This is a genomic window from Bacteroides intestinalis (genome assembly GCF_003464595.1).
Taxonomy (GTDB): domain Bacteria; phylum Bacteroidota; class Bacteroidia; order Bacteroidales; family Bacteroidaceae; genus Bacteroides; species Bacteroides intestinalis_A.
Genome location: NZ_QRZF01000009.1, coordinates 147,940 through 165,748, shown reverse-complemented (window position 1 = coordinate 165,748; position 17,809 = coordinate 147,940). Strand labels below are relative to the sequence as shown.

Sequence of the window (17,809 nt, the reverse complement as noted above, 5' to 3'; positions counted from 1 at the left end):
AATGAAAAGATATAGTTGGATATTCGGGGTGCTGCTATTATTAGCCTCATGTACAGGTGACTTTAAAGACATTAATACGGATTTGTCCGGAGTGACGGATGAAGATTTGCAGATTGATTACAATGAACATGGTATTCGTCTGGGCATTATCCAGCAAGGTATTTACTTCAATTATGATTATGGAAAAGGTAAGAATTGGCCTTTTCAATTGACACAGAATCTGAATGCCGATATGTTCAGTGGATATATGCATGATGGTAAACCGCTGAATGGAGGAAGTCATAATTCGGACTATAATTTGCAGGATGGTTGGAATAGTGCTATGTGGGGACATACTTATTCGTATATTTTTCCGCAGATATACCAATCGGAAAATGCAACTCGTGACAAGCATTCCGGCTTTTTCGGAATAACAAAGATTCTGAAAGTTGAAGTGATGCACCGCGTTACGGATTATTATGGTCCTATTGTGTATACACACTTTGCTGATCCTAATGCAGGATATGCACCCGATACACAGGAAGCTGTATACAAAGAATTCTTTTGTGAGTTAGATACGGCTGTGACAGTTCTTACCGATTATGTTGAGTCGAATCCGGAAGCTACTGAGTTCTCCCGTTTTGATATATTGATGGATGGTAAATATACTTCGTGGATTAAGTTTGCCAATTCATTGAGAATGAGACTTGCCATGCGTATTGCATTGGCGGATAAGGAAAAGTCACGTTCAGAGTTTCTCAAAGCATTTAATAATGAATATGGAGTGTTGGAAACGGAAAATGAACTGGTAGCTGTCTCAACTCAGAGTGGATATACCAACCCGCTGGGTGAACTTAATCTGGTGTGGAATGAAACTTATATGAGTGCTCCCATGGAATCTATAATGAACGGTTACGAAGATCCCCGGAAAGCTGTTTATTTTGCTACTTGTCAGGATAAGGCATATACGGGACAATATCGTGGTATCCGGCAGGGGACTTGTTTCTCTCATACTTCTTATCTTGGTTTATCTAAATTGCAAGCCACCCAAAAAACAGATGCTATTCTTATGACTGCAGCTGAGGTTTGGTTCTTACGAGCAGAAGCTGCTTTACGGGACTGGACAAGTGAAAATGCCGGTACCTGTTACGAGAGAGGGGTTACTGCATCTTTGCGTCAACATGGTATATCGCAAACAGCAGATTATTTGAATAGTGATAAATTGGCTGCTGATTTTGTGGATACATATGATACTGAAAATAATATAAAGGCACGTTGTACAGTGTCTCCAAAGTGGATTGAAACAGCTGACCGGGATATAAAATTAGAAAAGATTATGACTCAGAAGTGGTTAGCGATGTTTCCGGAAGGATGTGAAGCTTGGGCGGAACAGCGTAGAACAGGATACCCACGTCTTTTCCCTGTACGCTTCAACCACAGTAAGGACGGTTGCGTCGATACGGAAATCATGATACGCCGGTTAAATTTTCCCGGAGGCTTACAAACGGAGAATCCGGAGCAGTATCGTGCATTAGTCAATGCTTTGGGTGGGGATGATAATGCCGGTACCCGTTTGTGGTGGGATACCGGCACTAACTGGTAAATTTATTCTCTCTATTTACTTATTTCACCGGATGGTTTTCTGCAAAGATTGCCATCCGTTCTTCTAATTGCGCGTATTGATGATCCTGAACGAAAGAAGTACAAGCGCGTAAACCTTCCTGGTGGCTACCTGTTGTAATCAGTGATATGGCACTGACACCATAATACATCAATTCTTTAGCAAGTTCCCCACTGGTCATACCTGGATAGCCAATGGTAAAGTAGAAACCATCGGCAACAGGATTACCCAAATCATTGTCATATACCAAATGGAAACCATGACGAAGGAAAATTTCTTTTAATTTGTGTGCACGTTCACCATATATCTTTACCTCATCAAGGAAGTTGTATTGCCCTTCGTTAGCAGCTTTCAACATGGCAGCAAGTGCGTATTGTGCAGAGTGGCTGGTACCTGAAGAAAGAGCATAAAGTACCCGATGAATAAATACTGTACCAAATGTGCCACCTCCGTATCGCTTGGTGAGTCCAGGGTAGGAGCGATGGTACAATTTGTTTGAGATGCAGCTTACTCCGATGCGTTGTCCGGCATAACTGAATGCTTTAGAGCCGGAAATAAGCAATACATAATTGTCTGTATAATGTGCCACTGACGGTTGATAAGGCGGTTGGAATGGTTTGCTCAAATCCTGGCGGAAGTCCATTGCAAAGTAAGCCAGATCTTCCAGGACAATTACATCATACTTCGTGGCAAGTTCTCCGATAATACGCAGTTCTTCTTCCTTTAAACATATCCAACTGGGATTGTTAGGGTTTGAGTAAACAATAGCAGAAATATTACCTTTCTCAAGATATCTTTCCAACTTTTCTTTTAGTTTACCACCACGGAAGTCATATACATCAAAGGTTTCAAACTTTTGTCCCATGACCACCAGCTGTTGTTTTTGCACAGGAAATCCCGGGTCGATAAACAATATCGTATCTTTCTTTTCATCACATTGACTGCAAGTAAGGAATGAGGCGAAAGTGCCTTGCATAGAACCGGTAACTGGTACACACCCTTCGGGCTTTAAATCTACATTAATGAAAGCTTTGATAAAACGTGAAGCTTCTTCTTTCAGGGCAGGTAATCCGTTGATGTCGGGGTAGAGACTGGCAATGCCTTTTTGTAGTGCTTCGATTTCAGCTTTCACACCTACTGCCGAAGGAGGCAGACCTGGTACACCCATTTCCATTTTTATGAATTCTATACCTGACTCAGCTTCTGCTTTGGCAGCAATTGCTTTTACTTCACGGATGGTTGCTTTTCCAAAGTCTGCAATCTGAAATGCTTCGATGGTTTCGTCAATCAGTTTACGTTCAATAGGGGTATTTCTCATGGTTTTTCTCGCTTTTGGTTCATTTTGATTTGTTATTCGATTTTTTTTCGTCAGACAAAGGTAATATAAATATCTTATAATCAAGCTTAGTTTAAAAAAGATGAAAAATATTTCTTCCAAGCTATTGCAGATTTCAAAGAATTGTCTACCTTTGCAACCGCAATCGAGAGAGATAGCAATTAAAAATGAAATTATGGTGCGTTAGTTCAGTTGGTTAGAATACATGCCTGTCACGCATGGGGTCACGGGTTCGAGTCCCGTACGCACCGCGAAAGGGAGTAACATTAGTTACTCCCTTTTTTGTTGTGTATCAGGCAATTAAGGCGTTGGAGGTAGATGGAGAACATATAAAAATTGGGTGCATATTTACCGGAAACTTACCAGTATTTCCCGATTTCTACCGATATTTTCACCTATAATGATACCGCCTTTGATACCATTTTTTTATTGTAGCGATAATCAGTAGATACCAAAACTCAAAAGAATATGAAATATCCGACAATGAGATTCGTCTTTGATCGTAAAAAGGTTGCGACAAAGACACACAAGGGACTCGTTCAAATTGAAGTTTTGAGCGAAGGTAAGAGAAAATGGATCGGAACCGGCGTTAAAGTCTATTCCGACCAATGGAATGATCGAAAGAAGATAATTAATTCGGTTGAAATGATTCAATTGAACCAGTGTCTTGATGAACAACTCCGGGTTATCCAAAATTGGATTAATGAACTTATCAGCAAAAAGGAAGTTTTTGATTTTGATAAGCTGGATAGATTTTTGAGATATACCAATAAATCAGAAAGTTTTGTTGACTTTGTAGAAAGAAGAATTGAAGAGCGTGGAGATATAACGGAAAGTACCAAAGCTTCCCATCGGACATTTGCGGCCTCATTACGTGAATTTGACAGAATAATATATTTTTCTGATCTCACAAAAGCCAATATCACATTGTATGATGATTGGTTACATGCTAAGGGCTATTCACAGCCGACAATATATAACTATCATAAACGTAACAAACGTTATATCCACGAGGCCATAAAGTTTGATTTGCTAAAAAATGATCCGTATAAGGGTGAGCGTTTTTCCCGTGGCAAACATGCCATCAGGAAATATTTGACTGCCGAAGAATTGAAGAAAGTGAAAGATGCTCAAATAGATTCGCAAACGATCTGTAGAGTCCGTGACCTTTTTATTTTTCAGGCATATACTGGAATATCCTATGCTGATCTTGCTAAATTCAATTTCAAACGTGATGTACAAAAACGCGGTAATAAGTATGTTATATTGGATATTCGTTTAAAGACAGAAGAAAACTATTTTATCGTATTACTGTCTCCTGCAATGGAAATATTGAGAAAATATGATTATGTGCTTCCGGTTATCAGTAATCAACAATACAATTTGCGGCTTAAAATAGTTGCTGATTATGCAGGGCTTGATAGAAATTTGACCGTTCACATGAGCCGCCACACATTTGCGACAATGTGCCTGAATAATGGGGTTAAGATGGAAAATGTGAGTAAAATGCTCGGTCATACAAATGTACGCACCACACAACAATATGCTAAAGTCTTGAATGCCGAAGTGGAAAAAGACTTTGAGATGCTGGAACGGATTTTGTTATAGTATAAGAGAGCCACGCTAAAATAGTTCTACCGATATTTAGCGTGGCTTGTTTCATTTAAAATACTCCATAACTTGTGCCGATTGTTCACGGAGACCACAGCAAAGATAATTTTGAGTCATTTCCACGCTTGCATGTCCCATCATTTGGCTTATTGAGTATAAATCGGCACCGCGTAAATACAAATTGGTTGCAAAACTCCGGCGTGCCGTGTGACTTGAAACAAATTCCCATTTTTCACCTTCCACTTCCTTTCCTGCCTTGAATATTTTAACTGCTTCTGTGATTCCAGCTTTCCGGCAAATATTACGGATATTATTGTTGAATGTCGGATCGCTAACTTCTTCTTTAGGCAAGTTTGTTAGTAGTTCTTGCACGATTGGCTTCAATGGCACTGTGGCATGAGTTTTAGTTTTTAGGCTGACATAAGAGATCATTCCACCCACTATATTACGGTTGTTCAACCGTGTATAGTCACTATGACGGCAACCGGTAAAGGCTCCTATTAAAAATTGTGTGCGTACCAATTGTTCGTTGGCATTCTTGGGAACATAGGTGATAATTCGTTCAAGTTCTTCATCAGTAAGCCAAACATTAGTGCTTCTCACATTTTTTACTGAAAGGATTTTATTATAGTCTTTAGGTAGCTCAACCTCTTCATTGTACAAGTTCAATACAGCTTTTAATTTGGCGGCATATTGGCGAACAGAGTTTGGTGCCAGCCGTTCTTCCATATAATCAACAAAAGTCTGCAATCGAACTTTTGAAAGATTTTCCCATGTTGCCGGGCAATCGTTCGCCTTACTATACATGTTGAGTATAATTTCATATTTGGGGTATTTTGCCAAAAATGCTGTACGTAAATCTTTCATGTCAATTAAATATTTGGTTCAATAAATTCTATATTAGCCATCTGCATTTCATCTTCAAACGTCCATTTGTAATTGTGATTTTCCCAAAATGAAGCATATTCACAACCACGGCAAGTAATGGAATATCGGCCTTCTCCTATTTTTCTTGCTTTACAAACATCGCGGAAAATCCGGTTATCTATCGGAAAGTCTGCAAAACATACGATTTCTTTTCCTTCATCCAGCAACTTTTTAAGAAGCTGATAGTCACGACTGGTTCTATATGGTATATTCATGGTTGATCCCCCCCCTCATCAATTCAGGATTATCAAAAGCATTTCCTATGACTCGAATTTCCCGTTTGAAATCATTCCACCAATCAGGTGAAATTTGTTGCCATGGGTTCGTCCATTCTTTATTTAAGTCGCTGATATTGGCAAGGCAAAAGCAGGCATATTCATCTATGTATTTAACCAATTTGGGATATTTGCCATTAACACTAATAATGTCATGTTCGTAAATTTCTGTACCTTCTTTATCTGTTTTGCCTATAAATTGGCTGATTGTTTTACAATCGACCTCATACTCTATGAATGTTCTCTTACCTCTATGGTTCAGATCACCATATACCCACATCTTTGTATTAAGGCTTTTGCCTCTGAATTTTATTATTCTCATAAATATTAAGAGTCAAGTTTTTTAATAAATTCATTTAATCTATCGGCTGAATAATCGGTACCGCCAATTATGAAGTAACCATCAACAGCAAATTTGAATGCTTCAATGGCTTTTTGTCTCATTCCTTCTTCGGCTATCGCTATTGCTGCATAGGCTTTTGCCTCTGATATGGCATATTGCACATAGCCGGTAGAATCCATTCGATTATCACTTTCCAAATCCAAAGTGTTGCGTCTGATATAATCTTTTGCTTTTTGATTCATATTCTGTTTTTAGGATTATTCTTCTGTTATATATCCTTGTTCAAAATATTCGCTATCATCTGCTCCACTATCGTTTATACGTCCGGCATGAAGATACTTAATAGCGTGTTTATAATCGCTACCAGTAGAAAGATGTAATGGTTGTGCATGCTCCATATCTTTTGTTTTATATACACGTAATTCATCTCCCTTACCGAACACACAACAACCGCTTTTGCGCAATTTACTAATCCGAATAGCTATCTCTTTACACAGCTTTTCTTGATTGGCGGTAAACTGACCTGTTTTACTATATTTCATAGTTGGTTCCTTTCTGATTAAAATTGCTTTATTTGTTTTCTAAATTCGTTCCATTCGTTATTGGAAAAGTTAAAAAGAAACCTTTTGCCTTTTTCTTCCCAATCACTTATGGCATAACCTACTAAATAGACTTTTTTAGTGTCTAAATCAAATCCCGTCACCCTATAACGTTTCTCATTATCCCGGTACATTGCCCCTTTGCATAACCTTCTGCCTTTGGAGTCTATAAAGGGTTTAATGTTGCAGAATGCTTCATAGCTTTGGCAGGCTGAAATATTTCCCGAAGTAACAGCTTCCCGATAGAAGTTCTCACCATAGCCCTTACCATTGGCGTTGACTCCAAACCAGTAACTACCGCTGAATTTTGAAAATATATTATGAAAATCCTCTTTGTTGAATTTCATTTGAGAAATTATAGCCAATTTTACTGCCTCATACATGGCTATGTTGACTCGTAAATAAGAATCTGTCTTTTCATTGTTCCAAACAAATTCTATCAGTTCAAAAGCTTTTGATTTTTCCATTATGTTGATTTTAAAAGAGTTCAAATGTTTGCTTGCCTTAATAGTAATCAAGGCAAGCAAAGCTGTTATTTTTTCCTTACATTCTGTATGTTTTTGTGTAAATAAATTATACATAAGATAAGGACTATTCCAAACACGACATGCTGAAAATAATCAGTAATATCACAATGTATTAATCTTGCGCAATAAGCCCATATCCATTCAGGAAGAAGACCATTAATGATTATTATGCACCATGACGCTATAATATATTTCTTACCTTTGATTGCTTTTACTATTTCAATTATCTGTCTCATTACTTTTGGTTTTGTTGTTCCTTTCGGATCAATTCGTTAATAAATTTACTCATGTTCGGTTGCTCTCTGACAAAATCAACCAAATCAATATCCAGTCTAATAGCATAGACCTTACTTTTCGTAACCGGTTTGTTTCGGCGATAACTTCTTTTGGTTTGTTTATTCTCTTCCATGATGGTTCATTGATGTGTTTAATAATTCGTTTGAAATGGTTGTAATTCGGGCTTGTTTGCTTCTTTTGTTCCGTCTCTGATTCGATGGTTGCCTTTGGTGTGAAAACGTCTGAAATCACTCCGAAATAGTCCATCTGTATTTGTCTTTGGTCGGATTGTTCCCCAAACATATCGCCGTAACAGTTCGGGTAACATCATGGAAACAAACAGTAACGCTATACATTGGTGATTCAATAGTTCGGGCACAACGATTCGGCTGATAGTTCGTTCATGTTTATGTATGAAGATAGGCACCGGGAAAACCAAAGGCCGATCAATATACAATAGTTCGGGTGTGTATGCGCGTACTGGTTCATCCTCTGTTATTGGTTCGGGTACATTTGCGTTTGTTTCTTCGCTTACTGGTTCGGTTAATAGTTCAGGCAAAGAAATGCCGGATAGTTCGGTTAACATTGTTAGCCTCTGTAATGCTTTGTTTATTTGATCCTGATAAAACCAACGGGAAATAAAATCTATCAGAGCTACCAAAGCAAAGACAAACGCCGGTGTTTTCGTTTGTGCATCCACATATAAGGCCGGTAAATGTGTTCCCGGTTCTCTTACCGGTTCTTTTTCCGGGATGATCGGAGCTTTGGCGCGATCTAAAGCCTTTATATTACATTTTAAGTTCGGGCAAATAGAATCATTTATAAATGCAGGCATAACCACACCTATACGCGCCGTCTTATCATCAAAGACCGCCGCCCGATCAGGTGCAACCAGCCACACGCCACCAGTCCAGCCGGAAAGCAAGGGGATAACGTTTGATGCAAAGAAACCTAACTTTATATCAATTAAAGCGGCTTTTTCCAATGTTGCACAAAGTTCTTTGTGTCCGTTACTGTCTGCATCATTATAAGATAAATAAACTTTATTATCTCCGGCAATAGTACGAAGTGAAAAACCGCTTTTTTTGTTTCGTTTGGCTATTTCTTTTACAAAACCGGCAACCGCTTTTAATTCGCTTTTCTGAATCTTTATAAATCCGTCTTTTGAAAGATGGGGGTACACAAGCCGGTAATTAGGGAAATATCCGGCAAAATCACAAACAAAGGTTTGTTTCTTGTCGTTGGTTATTTCTGTAATATTGCCGCCGTCCTGATTACAAACACAAACAGAACACCGGCCAACCATTTCTTTTAAATGTTTGGGATTGATAAATAATTTTAGACCGTCAGGTAAAAGCCCGGATGTTTCAATAATTACGGGGTATTCTTTTAATGTACGCCCGTCAGAAGCAACTAAAGCCGATTTGTAAGGATCAAGATAAATATAATTAAATGCCGGTCTTAAAGGATCTTTTGTTACTAATTTAGTGATATTTAGATGTTCCTTTATAATCCACATATCAAAGGAGCAAACAATATTTTCGCGCTCTTCTATTTTGGTAAACCTTGTTTTATTGGCTTGTTTGGTGCTTATCAGCTTTTCAAATTGCCAAACAAGATTAAAAACCTGATCCACTGGAAAGGAACATTTAAAGCTGTTTATTTGTACAGTCCTAAAATCCGTTATATTTAGTTTGGCATCAACGCAAAGATATTTTATATTTATCTCGTTCCCGTTGGCATCTTTCAGTTTTGCAAGCTCCGCGGCGGTATAGGTGCCGGGAGCTATTTCTATTTCATTTGTAAAAACGTCGTTTGCTATTTTAACCAATTCGGCCAAAATGAGACCGTTAAATTCTTTTTCATTCATAACATTAAATAGTTAGATATTTTACACCAAAGTAAAAGCCTAAAGCAAGGCAAAAAAGCAAGTAAATAGGAAGCAGCCAAAGACCGCCAAACACGCTAAAGCAGATTAATAAAACTACTATTAGCCAAATAATTACGCCTACCATGTTAGAAAGTAGGGTTTTCAAGCTCTTGCAAAAAATCTTCCTCCGTTATACTCTCACATATATTTGAGCCATCAACATAAACACTAAATCCGGTTGCGGTACGGAATACTTCTAATTTGTGCGTTTCTCCGTTTGGGGATTCTATTATATAAGTAGTCATAATATAAAAGTTTAAAGGAATGCCGGAAAACCGTCCGGCGCGGTGGAATATTTGTATTATTCGTTTATGTTATGCAAATTACATTTCCAAACGTGTTTAGGAAATGAACCGTCTTTGTTAAGGCTAACAATAGATGTATTATCCCCGTTATCCTTTATTACATAAACTATAAGTTTTCTAAATCCGTATAATCCAATATGATATAATATCTTTTTCTCCATAAATTTAAAATTTGTCTGATTGATCATTTTTATTTATGAAGTCTTTTAATTTCTTGGGATCGGTGCCGGAGATGAACACCACGGCACCGAATAAAAGCAGCATTAAACAAAACATAGCTTATTATTAATAAAGTGTTGCACGTTCGTATAAACTTTGCGATATAATGCCATCTTTACAAAGTCCGTCTTTATATTCTCCGAAAGCTATATTAAAATCCAGTTTAAAAGAATGTTTCTTTTTGTTGGCTTCTCTTTCAAATTCGCCTCCGAACTCTTTGCAGAACACCCAAAAAGATCGGCGTAACTCTTTTTGATTGGTTATCGTATATTTTGCCATGGCTATTTCATTTTAAAAGTTATGCCAGCAGGCAACAAAGAACGGTTAACACTGGAAACGAATTTATTAAAATCGTTCTCCGTTACTTTTGTTTCGTAGTCTTTCCAATTAAAAACAAGCTCGTTACTATGATCGTAATATATCACATTACAAACTGATAACCCGGCATCAAGAACGGCCAGCATAACTCGCTTTTCATTTTCGGCCTTTTGTTGTTTCTTTTTGCAATCGTTAATTATTTCAGCGCGTTTTTTCTCGTATGCTTTGCGCTTTTCTTCGTCTTTTCGCGCTTGTACAGCTTCAGGACGATAATAACCCTCGTTTATTCTGTTAGTTATAGTTGTACGTTCTTCATCCGTTAATTTCAAAGTAAAACGTTCATTTTCCGGCTTATATGGGTTTTCCCATATTTGCCCGGTTAACTCTTCCAGCTTTTTTATAGCCTCGTTAGATTCTCTTTTCCAGCGTTCAACGATACCAAGCATATAAAGAAGGTATTTAAAGTATTGTTTATCTTCTGCCTGATAAAGTAAATTATACTCCGTTTCTGTAATACGCAAATAGTTAATTGCAGTTTCTTTGCTGCTGTTTGTAATATGATAAAACCCGTTTTCAACTGGGTACATTGGCGCGCCGTAATGATTAGACAAATGAAGATCAACGAACATTTTAAACTGTGGGAAACGCTTTAGTATTTCTTCATGGCAGCAACCACCAGCACACCAAACGAAACGCCCGTTTTTGCGTTGTTCGTAAATATCCGCCGTTATACTCCAATCGCATATATTATTTTTGCAATCATCAGCCAGTAATATTTTAACATTGATTTCAAAGGTTGTCCCGGCTTGAATATATCTTTTTGATACTGTGTAACAAAGTCTATTTGTAGTAGTCATAATACAAAGTTTTAAAGGGTGAATAATGAAAAGTAAGAAGTAACCCGGAGCCATGACAACCCCGGAAAAATAGTTATTATTAGAATTTAGAAAGATATTCCACGCATCCGATAATATAGGCCGCGTGTTCTCTTGCCGCTTGTTCTTTTTCTTGCTTGGTTGCGGTCTTATGATCCTGATCGGAAAGCATTTTAGCCGCCATCCGGACGATCTTTTTCATAGTAGAACAGTTTGCAAGATATTCAACGGAAGGAGTTAAACCGCGGTTTACTTTTTTCAAGAGTGCATTTTGCAGCCATTCAGTAAGCGCGTAAATATCGCGAGAATTGCGAATATAGATAATTAATAAATCTGTGTTCATAACGCAAAATTTAAAGGGTGAAACTTGGTTTGTCTTTGTTTTTCCCTTAACTTTGCGTTATCACTGTGGAAGGTGATCCGATAAACGCAAAGTTTAAAGGGAGGCCGGGAAGAGTCGCCAAACTCGACCCGGTTTTTTATTAATATGAAATCTTTTGAATGCGATCAAAAGGAATTAATAACGCTATATGTTTATCTTGATAGTGAATCAGTTCAAAACTATTTGCCGTTGATAGTCTTATAATAGCGGCTTTTTTCGCCGTTTCTTGAAACACATCAAAATGAACCTTCAAACGGTTGCAACAGTTTGTGCCCTCTGGGGCTACATGTACGGCGTTTAGCGTTACATTTTTGTTTTGTAAGTTTAGTAATACTTCCATGATCTTATATTTTAAATTAAACACTCAACCAAGAAGAAGTAAAAGCGGAATTTGTGGAAGGTGATCCGGTCTTTTATCTCCTTTTCTGTATTACAAAGATACGAATAATATTTGTAATACAAAACAAAATGTACTTTTATTTTTAAGAAAATGCTCCGTTTTTACATTTATTAATATTGATATAATATATTGATTATCAATAAATTAATAAATAATATGATGATAAATATAAAGTATTTAAGAAGTAAGGAAATATTTATAGAAAATAGGTGTTTAAATACGCTTATTTGCTTTATTTATAGCCTTTGTTTAACTTTGTAGCAAGTTACAGAGCGCGAGACGCCAATATAATAAACCCTTTTATATCGTTTTATATGGTGTATAGTAAGCGCGTAACAGATTTACAGCAAATTTATCAATTAACCCCGGATGATGTTTTCTTTTGTATGCTTGTAGCATCCGGCGCCAGTCGTGGCGAAGCATACGCAACTATATTTAGACCACGATCAACCAAAATAGAAACGGCGCAACGCGGAGCCGCCCAACTTGCAAAGGATAAACCCGGCATTAATAAACTAATACGGTCTTTTGAAGATAACCGCGCCGCCTTCCTTCCTGACAATGATAGCCCCAAAAGCAAGAAGAAAAAGAAAAACACAGAAACAGAAGAGGAAGAAAAAGCCGGGAATGTTGTACAATACCGAGATAAAGACGCTGTTTTATCAGGCCTCGAACAAACCCTACCTTATTTAAGGGGCAAAGATCGCGCGGATGTATTAATGAAAATAGCCGATCTTCAGCAAATGAAGAAGGACGAAAACACGGAAGAAGAGGAAACAGTACATTATTATCTACCTTTGCAGTGTTATAGATGCAGCCTTTTTATAGCTGATCGAGCAAAGCGGAAAGCAGAAGGAGCGGAAAAGCCGGATAATATTTAATATTATAGGTATAATATAAAGAGAATCAAGGCAAAGCGCGGCTTTTCTCCTTCTTTGCTGGTCAACTGGATAATGAAAGCAGGGAGGGCACCCCCCCCGGCTACCCAAGACACCAAGCATGTTTCAATCCCGGTCAAGATTTTTATTTTTTTTTCTTTTTTGGAGCCAATAATGGATGTTTTTAAGGCTTTTCCAATGATAAATTACAAAAGTGAATGTCCGATGTATAGTTTTACTTCTGAAAATGTATAGTATATGTATAGTTTACTTCATAACTATACATGTGTAAATCATTCATTATTAGGTCAATGGAAATTTAATGTATAGTATGTATAGTTTATATGTAAATTGCGTATGGGAAAAAAATATATATAATATGGTTTGCATAAAAAACTATACATACTATGCACTATTTTTCCATTGATTTGTATTTCAATATGTTATATATGTATAGTTGCCTTTAAAACCCTACATAAACCATACATATCAGAGAGAATGTTCCATCTGTATTTCCTATTGAAATAGAGTAGTTATCCTTTGTTTATCAATATTTTGCGATTATTGGTCTTCAATGATGCAACGAATAAAAACATGGCAAAAAGACTTCAAAAAAGCGTGTTTATTCTATATTTTAAGTAGAAAATAATAGTATTTATATGGTAATTATGTAGAAAATAAGCTATATTTGTGGCATAAAACACTTGAAAAATAGCATAAAAACAGTAGAAATGCTTTGTTTTCGGGTATAAAAACGGTGGTATGAATAAGTTTGAGTCTATATTGTTTGATTATGGGCGATACGTTTTTGTTTCTGTGTTCAGAAAAGCGCAGGAAGAGGAAAGATATGAAGATTGTGCGGTGATGCGAGATATTATGCAAAAATATCATATACCTTGTGACACATCTTTAGAGGACTGGCGTACTGATTTGTGGCGATTTGGATATTCAGGAGATGTTGCTATAAATAATCTGTCAGTATATATGGTTGAGGCCTTAACCCGTGCCGGGTATTCAAATTCATAGATTGTACATGGAGAAGGGAAAGTATAGGAAGTTGTTAAATGAGGTCTTCGGGCTTATGAAAGGCGAGAAACTGGATGCCGCCTTACAAGAGTCCAAAAGTGCAGCGCGTGTTGACGCTGTGCAGGACTTGATGCGTGCAGCCATTATACGATCTTCGATTTGTAAGTTCAATGGTACGCCTTACTATTTCAGTGGCCGGATATATGAAGAGATGGCATGGGATGATTTTGGCAATCTGATATATGACTTGATGCGTAAATGCAAAATGCCCAATGGTGATTATTCCCGTGTGGAGGGTGTACTGAAAGTCTGTAAGCGTGTGGTGGCAGGAAAAGCCTTGAAGCCCGATAATGCCATTGTGGTGTTCAATAACTGTGTGCTTGATATGAATGCTCGCCGTGCACATTCTTTCAACCGCCGTTGGGTACAGACTACATGTGTTCCCTATGACTACAAGCCGGAAGAGCATGTCTTTCTTTGGAGAATGTTCCTGGATGAAGTTTTGCCGGACAAAAACATGCAAAAAGTTTTGCAGGAGTTTCTTGGAAGTATTTTTGTTGACCGGCGTGTGGCGAAAATGGAAACTATGCTTGTTCTTCGTGGCTCCGGCTCCAATGGCAAAAGTGTAGTCTTTGAAACGATCATGGGCATACTTGGCCGGGAGAATGTCAGCAATTTCGGCATAGGTGCATTGATTACTGGAAATGAGAGAAAAAAAAATATCGCTTTCATTAATGGCAAGCGGTTGAACTACTGTTCTGAAATACAAGCGTTAGAGTTTGGTAAGGATAGTGACACGTTGAAGAGCCTTATCAGTGGTGAACCTACCGAAGCCCGGCCTATCTATGGCGATAACTTCACTGCTTACAATATTCCTCTGCTTATGGCAAATGCCAACCAAATGCCGTATTTGAAAGACTGGAGCTATGGAATGAGGCGGCGTATTTGCATTATTCCCTTTGAGGTGGAGATACCCAAAGCCCGGCAGAAAAAAGAACTGTCACGGGATTTGGAGGCCGAATACCCAGCTATATTCAATTGGATATTGGAAGGACGTGACCGTTTTATCGCCAATGGTTATAAGTTGACAGACAGTAAGGAGCTTGAAAATGTCATGGATGAATATCAGTCGGAAAGTAGTACCGTAATGAAGTTCATGTATCAAATGAACTATCTGTGCCGCTATGAGGAAATTGCCGATATTGAACCCAAATGGATGTCTTCGGCCATTCTGTACCGGAAATATTGCAAATGGTGTAGGGACAATAATGCCAAAGAAGAGAATGTGACAGTATTCGGACGTATTCTTTCGGAAGCCGGTTATCGTAAAAAAAGAACCCCGAATGGTCAGGTGTATGGTTTGTATGGAACAGCCTTGACGGAAAAACTCTATTATGAGAAACGGGAAGACCTACGGGGTAACTATAAGCAAAGGATCGCTAAACCGGTTTATCAAGATGGCAAACGATACGCTTATACCCATGAAGGGCTTGCGGCCTGCTTGTCATTGAGCATTTATCAAGTCCAGCGTTTGTTCCGGGAGAAGAAACTGGAGGGGACGTACCACATGGAGAAGAGAACAACTGTTTTTGACTTGGACGCTGTGGAGAAGATTATCAAACAATTAAAAATAAGAACCAAATAGTATGATCGCACCGGATGAATTTGCAGAGGTTATTGAAAAAATAGATAACCTACGGGGAGCATTGGAAATCCCTATGCCAGCTGGATTTCATGTAAATCAAATGAAGCGTGAGCTTGAAGAAGTATCAGACAAATTAAAACGGATTTACGTTGAGGAAGAAGACGAAAATCCATGGGAGGAATAAGCATGGCAGTAAAATTTAGACACAAGGAAACGGGATTGTTCTTTTGCAGGGCAAAGGGATTATCCCCTTCAAGAAGAGATTATGACAAACTTGGAGAAGAAGGTATTTTTAGGAAAAGGCATTTGTCTAAGCGAGGAAGAATCTACGAAAGCGCAACTGAAAATCAGAAACGGGATTGGATTGGCAAGGAACATGCAGATGAATTTGAAATAGTAAAAGTATGAAAAATATGAATCACATAGAGTTAAGTGTTGAGCTGATGTCTATTCTTCGGGCCTTGAACTATTCATGTGAATTGAAGACAATAGAAGGTAAGAGCATTGTAATGGATATAGCAGTGCAAGGAGAATTGTCTGTCAGGCACCAAAAAATGATTGAAATGCTTCTTGGTGGATTTCTCTCTGAATTTTATTGGGTAAATGGGAAGCATCATATTTATATCAGAGAAGAGTGCAAAGGGCTTCTTCCTGATGATGATAGGTATAGTTGCTTGATTTATGAAATGAATAAAGTATCATCGGATGAAGAACGTATAAACTCTTACGGTAAGGAATACTTTTTTAATCTTGGAGATAGATTTGAACGTAAATTAAAAATAGGATTATGAGCAAAAAAACAAATGGTATTCAGGTAGGTAACTTTATTGTTACGAGGGATAATGGTAGTGAACATGACTGGATCAGTATTAAGGCAGTGTCAGGTTTTTGGAGTATGCGTTTTCGGGATGATAACGGAATGTTTTCCCGGATTCGGGAGTTAACCAACAATAAGGAACTTCGTGAATATTTGGAAACATGGATCAAAGTATGTTTCCTTATTAGTAATGCAACCCCTGACGTTAAGTTTATGGAAGAGTTTTTTAAAAGCTATTCTGATCTTACCGAACGGCTACGAGGCTTGCAGCAACCAGTATCACCGGAAGATGATGCCAAGATACTGGAAGAAGAGAGAAACATGAATAGTATCAAGGAAGGTATTAAGGAGGAACATAAAAATGAGGGTACCGACTGATAAGGAAATTGAAGAGGCCAAAGAATACCTCCGTCAACGTCTGGATGCGGAGCTATCCATGCGTACCAATCTTCAAATTGTAATGATCGAGGCGGCAAAGCAAATTATAGATATTTCATACCGGTACAAGATCAGCCCTGAACTATTCCGTTTTTCAGCAAACAGACAGTTGCAGGAGGAAGTGGATGCCATTATTTTATCCCTTCTTGAAATAATTGAAGACTATACTTATACTTTGGCAGTAGCGACACATGAGGATAATAAGGATGCAATCATAACATGTATAACGCGAGAATCATACGGCAAAACCTTCACGCAACGCGCAAGAGAATATGTTGACCGGTTTTCAAAGGAGGTTGAAACGGCCATTGCCGCTGGATTACTACTGAACCTTTCCAAAGACAAACTACTTTCATCTATCAGGCAGTCGGTAAAAACGCCATTGCTTAATGAGCATGTACAGAGAGCTATTTCAAAGGGTTATCCGATTATTTCAAGACTCGGTGTTCAGGAGTCTTTTGGAGTAGGACGTACTGTAAGCTCTTGGACTGCACTGTCAGATTTGACGGAGTATGCTGTGGCAGAGGGTTGGATGAAGCATTGGGAATTGCAGGCTAAAGCCTGTGGAGCCGTAGGGTTCTTTGTCATGCGTGGCAGCTCCTATCCTTGTAACATTTGTGACGATGAAGTCGGATTTCATGTGGAATGGGACAAATTACCACCGTATCACGGTCATTGTAAATGCTTTGCCGTTCCCGTATCAGCAATATAATTATTTAACATACTAAATATCAGAATATTATGTTTGGATTATCATTAATCAGCACAAAGAAACTCAATCATCTTGCATCAGAATGCAGCAAACTGGCTATTGCCAATGTTGAACTTTCAAAACAAAATGCGACACAATCCAAAACTATTATGGAACTTACTGGAGAAGTCCGGGTGCTAAACTCTAAAATCCTTCTGAATGAAAGTATCAATGATGATCTGCAAAAGAAGCTTAACCGGAAATATCCTCGAAAGCCTTATAATAAAAAATTGTATCGAAAGTAGTGTCATATTCAATTCATTCATTACATTTGCAATGTAGAAGTTGACTTGTTATAACACAAGCTTATCAACCAAGTTGTTGAAAAAGT

General features: G+C 38.0%; 24 protein-coding genes and 1 tRNA gene. 12 read left to right on the top strand and 13 right to left on the bottom strand.

Translation table 11 applies throughout. From position 1 onward, the window contains the following. The first annotated feature begins 1 nt into the window (after position 1). On the top strand, positions 2-1,582 hold the full coding sequence (locus DWW10_RS14510; RefSeq protein ID WP_118421676.1) for a SusD/RagB family nutrient-binding outer membrane lipoprotein: 1,581 nt from the start codon (positions 2-4) through the stop codon (positions 1,580-1,582). Between the two features lie 19 nt (positions 1,583-1,601). Here DWW10_RS14510 and DWW10_RS14505 read toward each other — a convergent pair whose 3' ends face one another. After that, on the bottom strand, positions 1,602-2,918 hold the full coding sequence (locus tag DWW10_RS14505; protein WP_022391689.1) for an aminotransferase class I/II-fold pyridoxal phosphate-dependent enzyme: 1,317 nt from the start codon (positions 2,916-2,918) through the stop codon (positions 1,602-1,604). 195 nt (positions 2,919-3,113) lie between these two features. Here DWW10_RS14505 and DWW10_RS14500 point away from each other — a divergent pair. Both DWW10_RS14500 and DWW10_RS14495 read left to right on the top strand, forming a co-directional pair. After that, positions 3,114-3,187: transfer RNA gene (locus tag DWW10_RS14500), tRNA-Asp, on the top strand. Positions 3,188-3,404: 217 nt separating this feature from the next. Further along, positions 3,405-4,544, top strand: a complete 1,140-nt coding sequence (locus tag DWW10_RS14495; protein ID WP_117928578.1) for a site-specific integrase — start codon at positions 3,405-3,407, stop codon at positions 4,542-4,544. Positions 4,545-4,595: 51 nt separating this feature from the next. Here DWW10_RS14495 and DWW10_RS14490 read toward each other — a convergent pair whose 3' ends face one another. From DWW10_RS14490 to DWW10_RS14435, 12 genes are all read right to left on the bottom strand, one after another. Then, complete coding sequence (locus tag DWW10_RS14490; protein WP_100263454.1) at positions 4,596-5,414, bottom strand: site-specific integrase; 819 nt, start codon at positions 5,412-5,414, stop codon at positions 4,596-4,598. A gap of 5 nt (positions 5,415-5,419) precedes the next feature. Next, the gene (locus tag DWW10_RS14485) at positions 5,420-5,689 is read right to left on the bottom strand and encodes a hypothetical protein (RefSeq protein WP_100263453.1); all 270 of its coding nucleotides are present in this window, start codon (positions 5,687-5,689) and stop codon (positions 5,420-5,422) included. Beyond that, positions 5,673-6,071, bottom strand: coding sequence for a YopX family protein (locus DWW10_RS14480; RefSeq protein ID WP_117928579.1), 399 nt, complete (start codon positions 6,069-6,071; stop codon positions 5,673-5,675). Before DWW10_RS14480 ends, DWW10_RS14485 begins: the two co-directional genes overlap by 17 nt. A gap of 5 nt (positions 6,072-6,076) precedes the next feature. Next, on the bottom strand, positions 6,077-6,334 hold the full coding sequence (locus tag DWW10_RS14475) for a hypothetical protein (protein WP_100263451.1): 258 nt from the start codon (positions 6,332-6,334) through the stop codon (positions 6,077-6,079). Positions 6,335-6,349: 15 nt separating this feature from the next. Then, positions 6,350-6,634: a hypothetical protein gene (locus DWW10_RS14470; protein WP_100263450.1), complete on the bottom strand. Its 285-nt coding sequence runs from the start codon at positions 6,632-6,634 to the stop codon at positions 6,350-6,352. Between the two features lie 17 nt (positions 6,635-6,651). Then, positions 6,652-7,272: a hypothetical protein gene (locus DWW10_RS14465; protein ID WP_229104621.1), complete on the bottom strand. Its 621-nt coding sequence runs from the start codon at positions 7,270-7,272 to the stop codon at positions 6,652-6,654. 373 nt (positions 7,273-7,645) lie between these two features. Beyond that, on the bottom strand, positions 7,646-9,364 hold the full coding sequence (locus tag DWW10_RS14460) for a hypothetical protein (protein WP_117928580.1): 1,719 nt from the start codon (positions 9,362-9,364) through the stop codon (positions 7,646-7,648). Positions 9,365-9,510: 146 nt separating this feature from the next. Next, entirely contained in the window at positions 9,511-9,669 is a 159-nt protein-coding gene (locus tag DWW10_RS26260) for a hypothetical protein (protein ID WP_007846560.1), read from the bottom strand. Between the two features lie 345 nt (positions 9,670-10,014). After that, positions 10,015-10,227 (bottom strand): hypothetical protein, encoded by a 213-nt coding sequence (locus DWW10_RS14450; RefSeq protein ID WP_005794446.1) that lies wholly within the window; start codon positions 10,225-10,227, stop codon positions 10,015-10,017. Between the two features lie 2 nt (positions 10,228-10,229). Next, positions 10,230-11,123 carry a hypothetical protein gene (locus DWW10_RS14445; protein WP_117928599.1) on the bottom strand — a complete coding sequence of 298 codons (894 nt, stop codon included), beginning with the start codon at positions 11,121-11,123 and terminating at the stop codon, positions 10,230-10,232. Positions 11,124-11,202: 79 nt separating this feature from the next. Beyond that, positions 11,203-11,484 (bottom strand): hypothetical protein, encoded by a 282-nt coding sequence (locus DWW10_RS14440; protein ID WP_004327399.1) that lies wholly within the window; start codon positions 11,482-11,484, stop codon positions 11,203-11,205. Between the two features lie 139 nt (positions 11,485-11,623). After that, positions 11,624-11,863, bottom strand: a complete 240-nt coding sequence (locus DWW10_RS14435) for a hypothetical protein (protein ID WP_004327398.1) — start codon at positions 11,861-11,863, stop codon at positions 11,624-11,626. A 374-nt stretch (positions 11,864-12,237) separates the two neighbouring features. Between DWW10_RS14435 and DWW10_RS14430 the strand changes: the two genes are divergently transcribed. The 9 genes from DWW10_RS14430 to DWW10_RS14385 all read left to right on the top strand — a co-directional run bounded on the left by DWW10_RS14430 (position 12,238) and on the right by DWW10_RS14385 (position 17,723). Further along, on the top strand, positions 12,238-12,804 hold the full coding sequence (locus tag DWW10_RS14430; RefSeq protein WP_004327397.1) for a hypothetical protein: 567 nt from the start codon (positions 12,238-12,240) through the stop codon (positions 12,802-12,804). Between the two features lie 759 nt (positions 12,805-13,563). Beyond that, complete coding sequence (locus DWW10_RS14420; RefSeq protein WP_005794441.1) at positions 13,564-13,827, top strand: hypothetical protein; 264 nt, start codon at positions 13,564-13,566, stop codon at positions 13,825-13,827. A gap of 7 nt (positions 13,828-13,834) precedes the next feature. Next, on the top strand, positions 13,835-15,472 hold the full coding sequence (locus DWW10_RS14415) for a DNA primase family protein (protein WP_182021411.1): 1,638 nt from the start codon (positions 13,835-13,837) through the stop codon (positions 15,470-15,472). A gap of 1 nt (position 15,473) precedes the next feature. Beyond that, positions 15,474-15,656, top strand: a complete 183-nt coding sequence (locus DWW10_RS14410) for a hypothetical protein (RefSeq protein ID WP_005794436.1) — start codon at positions 15,474-15,476, stop codon at positions 15,654-15,656. A 2-nt stretch (positions 15,657-15,658) separates the two neighbouring features. Further along, complete coding sequence (locus tag DWW10_RS14405) at positions 15,659-15,880, top strand: hypothetical protein (protein WP_032535098.1); 222 nt, start codon at positions 15,659-15,661, stop codon at positions 15,878-15,880. A 5-nt stretch (positions 15,881-15,885) separates the two neighbouring features. After that, positions 15,886-16,263: a hypothetical protein gene (locus DWW10_RS14400; protein ID WP_005794434.1), complete on the top strand. Its 378-nt coding sequence runs from the start codon at positions 15,886-15,888 to the stop codon at positions 16,261-16,263. Beyond that, positions 16,260-16,667, top strand: coding sequence for a hypothetical protein (locus tag DWW10_RS14395; protein WP_005794432.1), 408 nt, complete (start codon positions 16,260-16,262; stop codon positions 16,665-16,667). Before DWW10_RS14400 ends, DWW10_RS14395 begins: the two co-directional genes overlap by 4 nt. Beyond that, positions 16,651-17,439 (top strand): hypothetical protein, encoded by a 789-nt coding sequence (locus tag DWW10_RS14390; RefSeq protein WP_005794430.1) that lies wholly within the window; start codon positions 16,651-16,653, stop codon positions 17,437-17,439. The genes DWW10_RS14395 and DWW10_RS14390 overlap by 17 nt, the downstream gene beginning before the upstream one ends. A gap of 29 nt (positions 17,440-17,468) precedes the next feature. Then, on the top strand, positions 17,469-17,723 hold the full coding sequence (locus tag DWW10_RS14385; protein ID WP_005794429.1) for a hypothetical protein: 255 nt from the start codon (positions 17,469-17,471) through the stop codon (positions 17,721-17,723). Positions 17,724-17,809 lie beyond the last annotated feature (86 nt).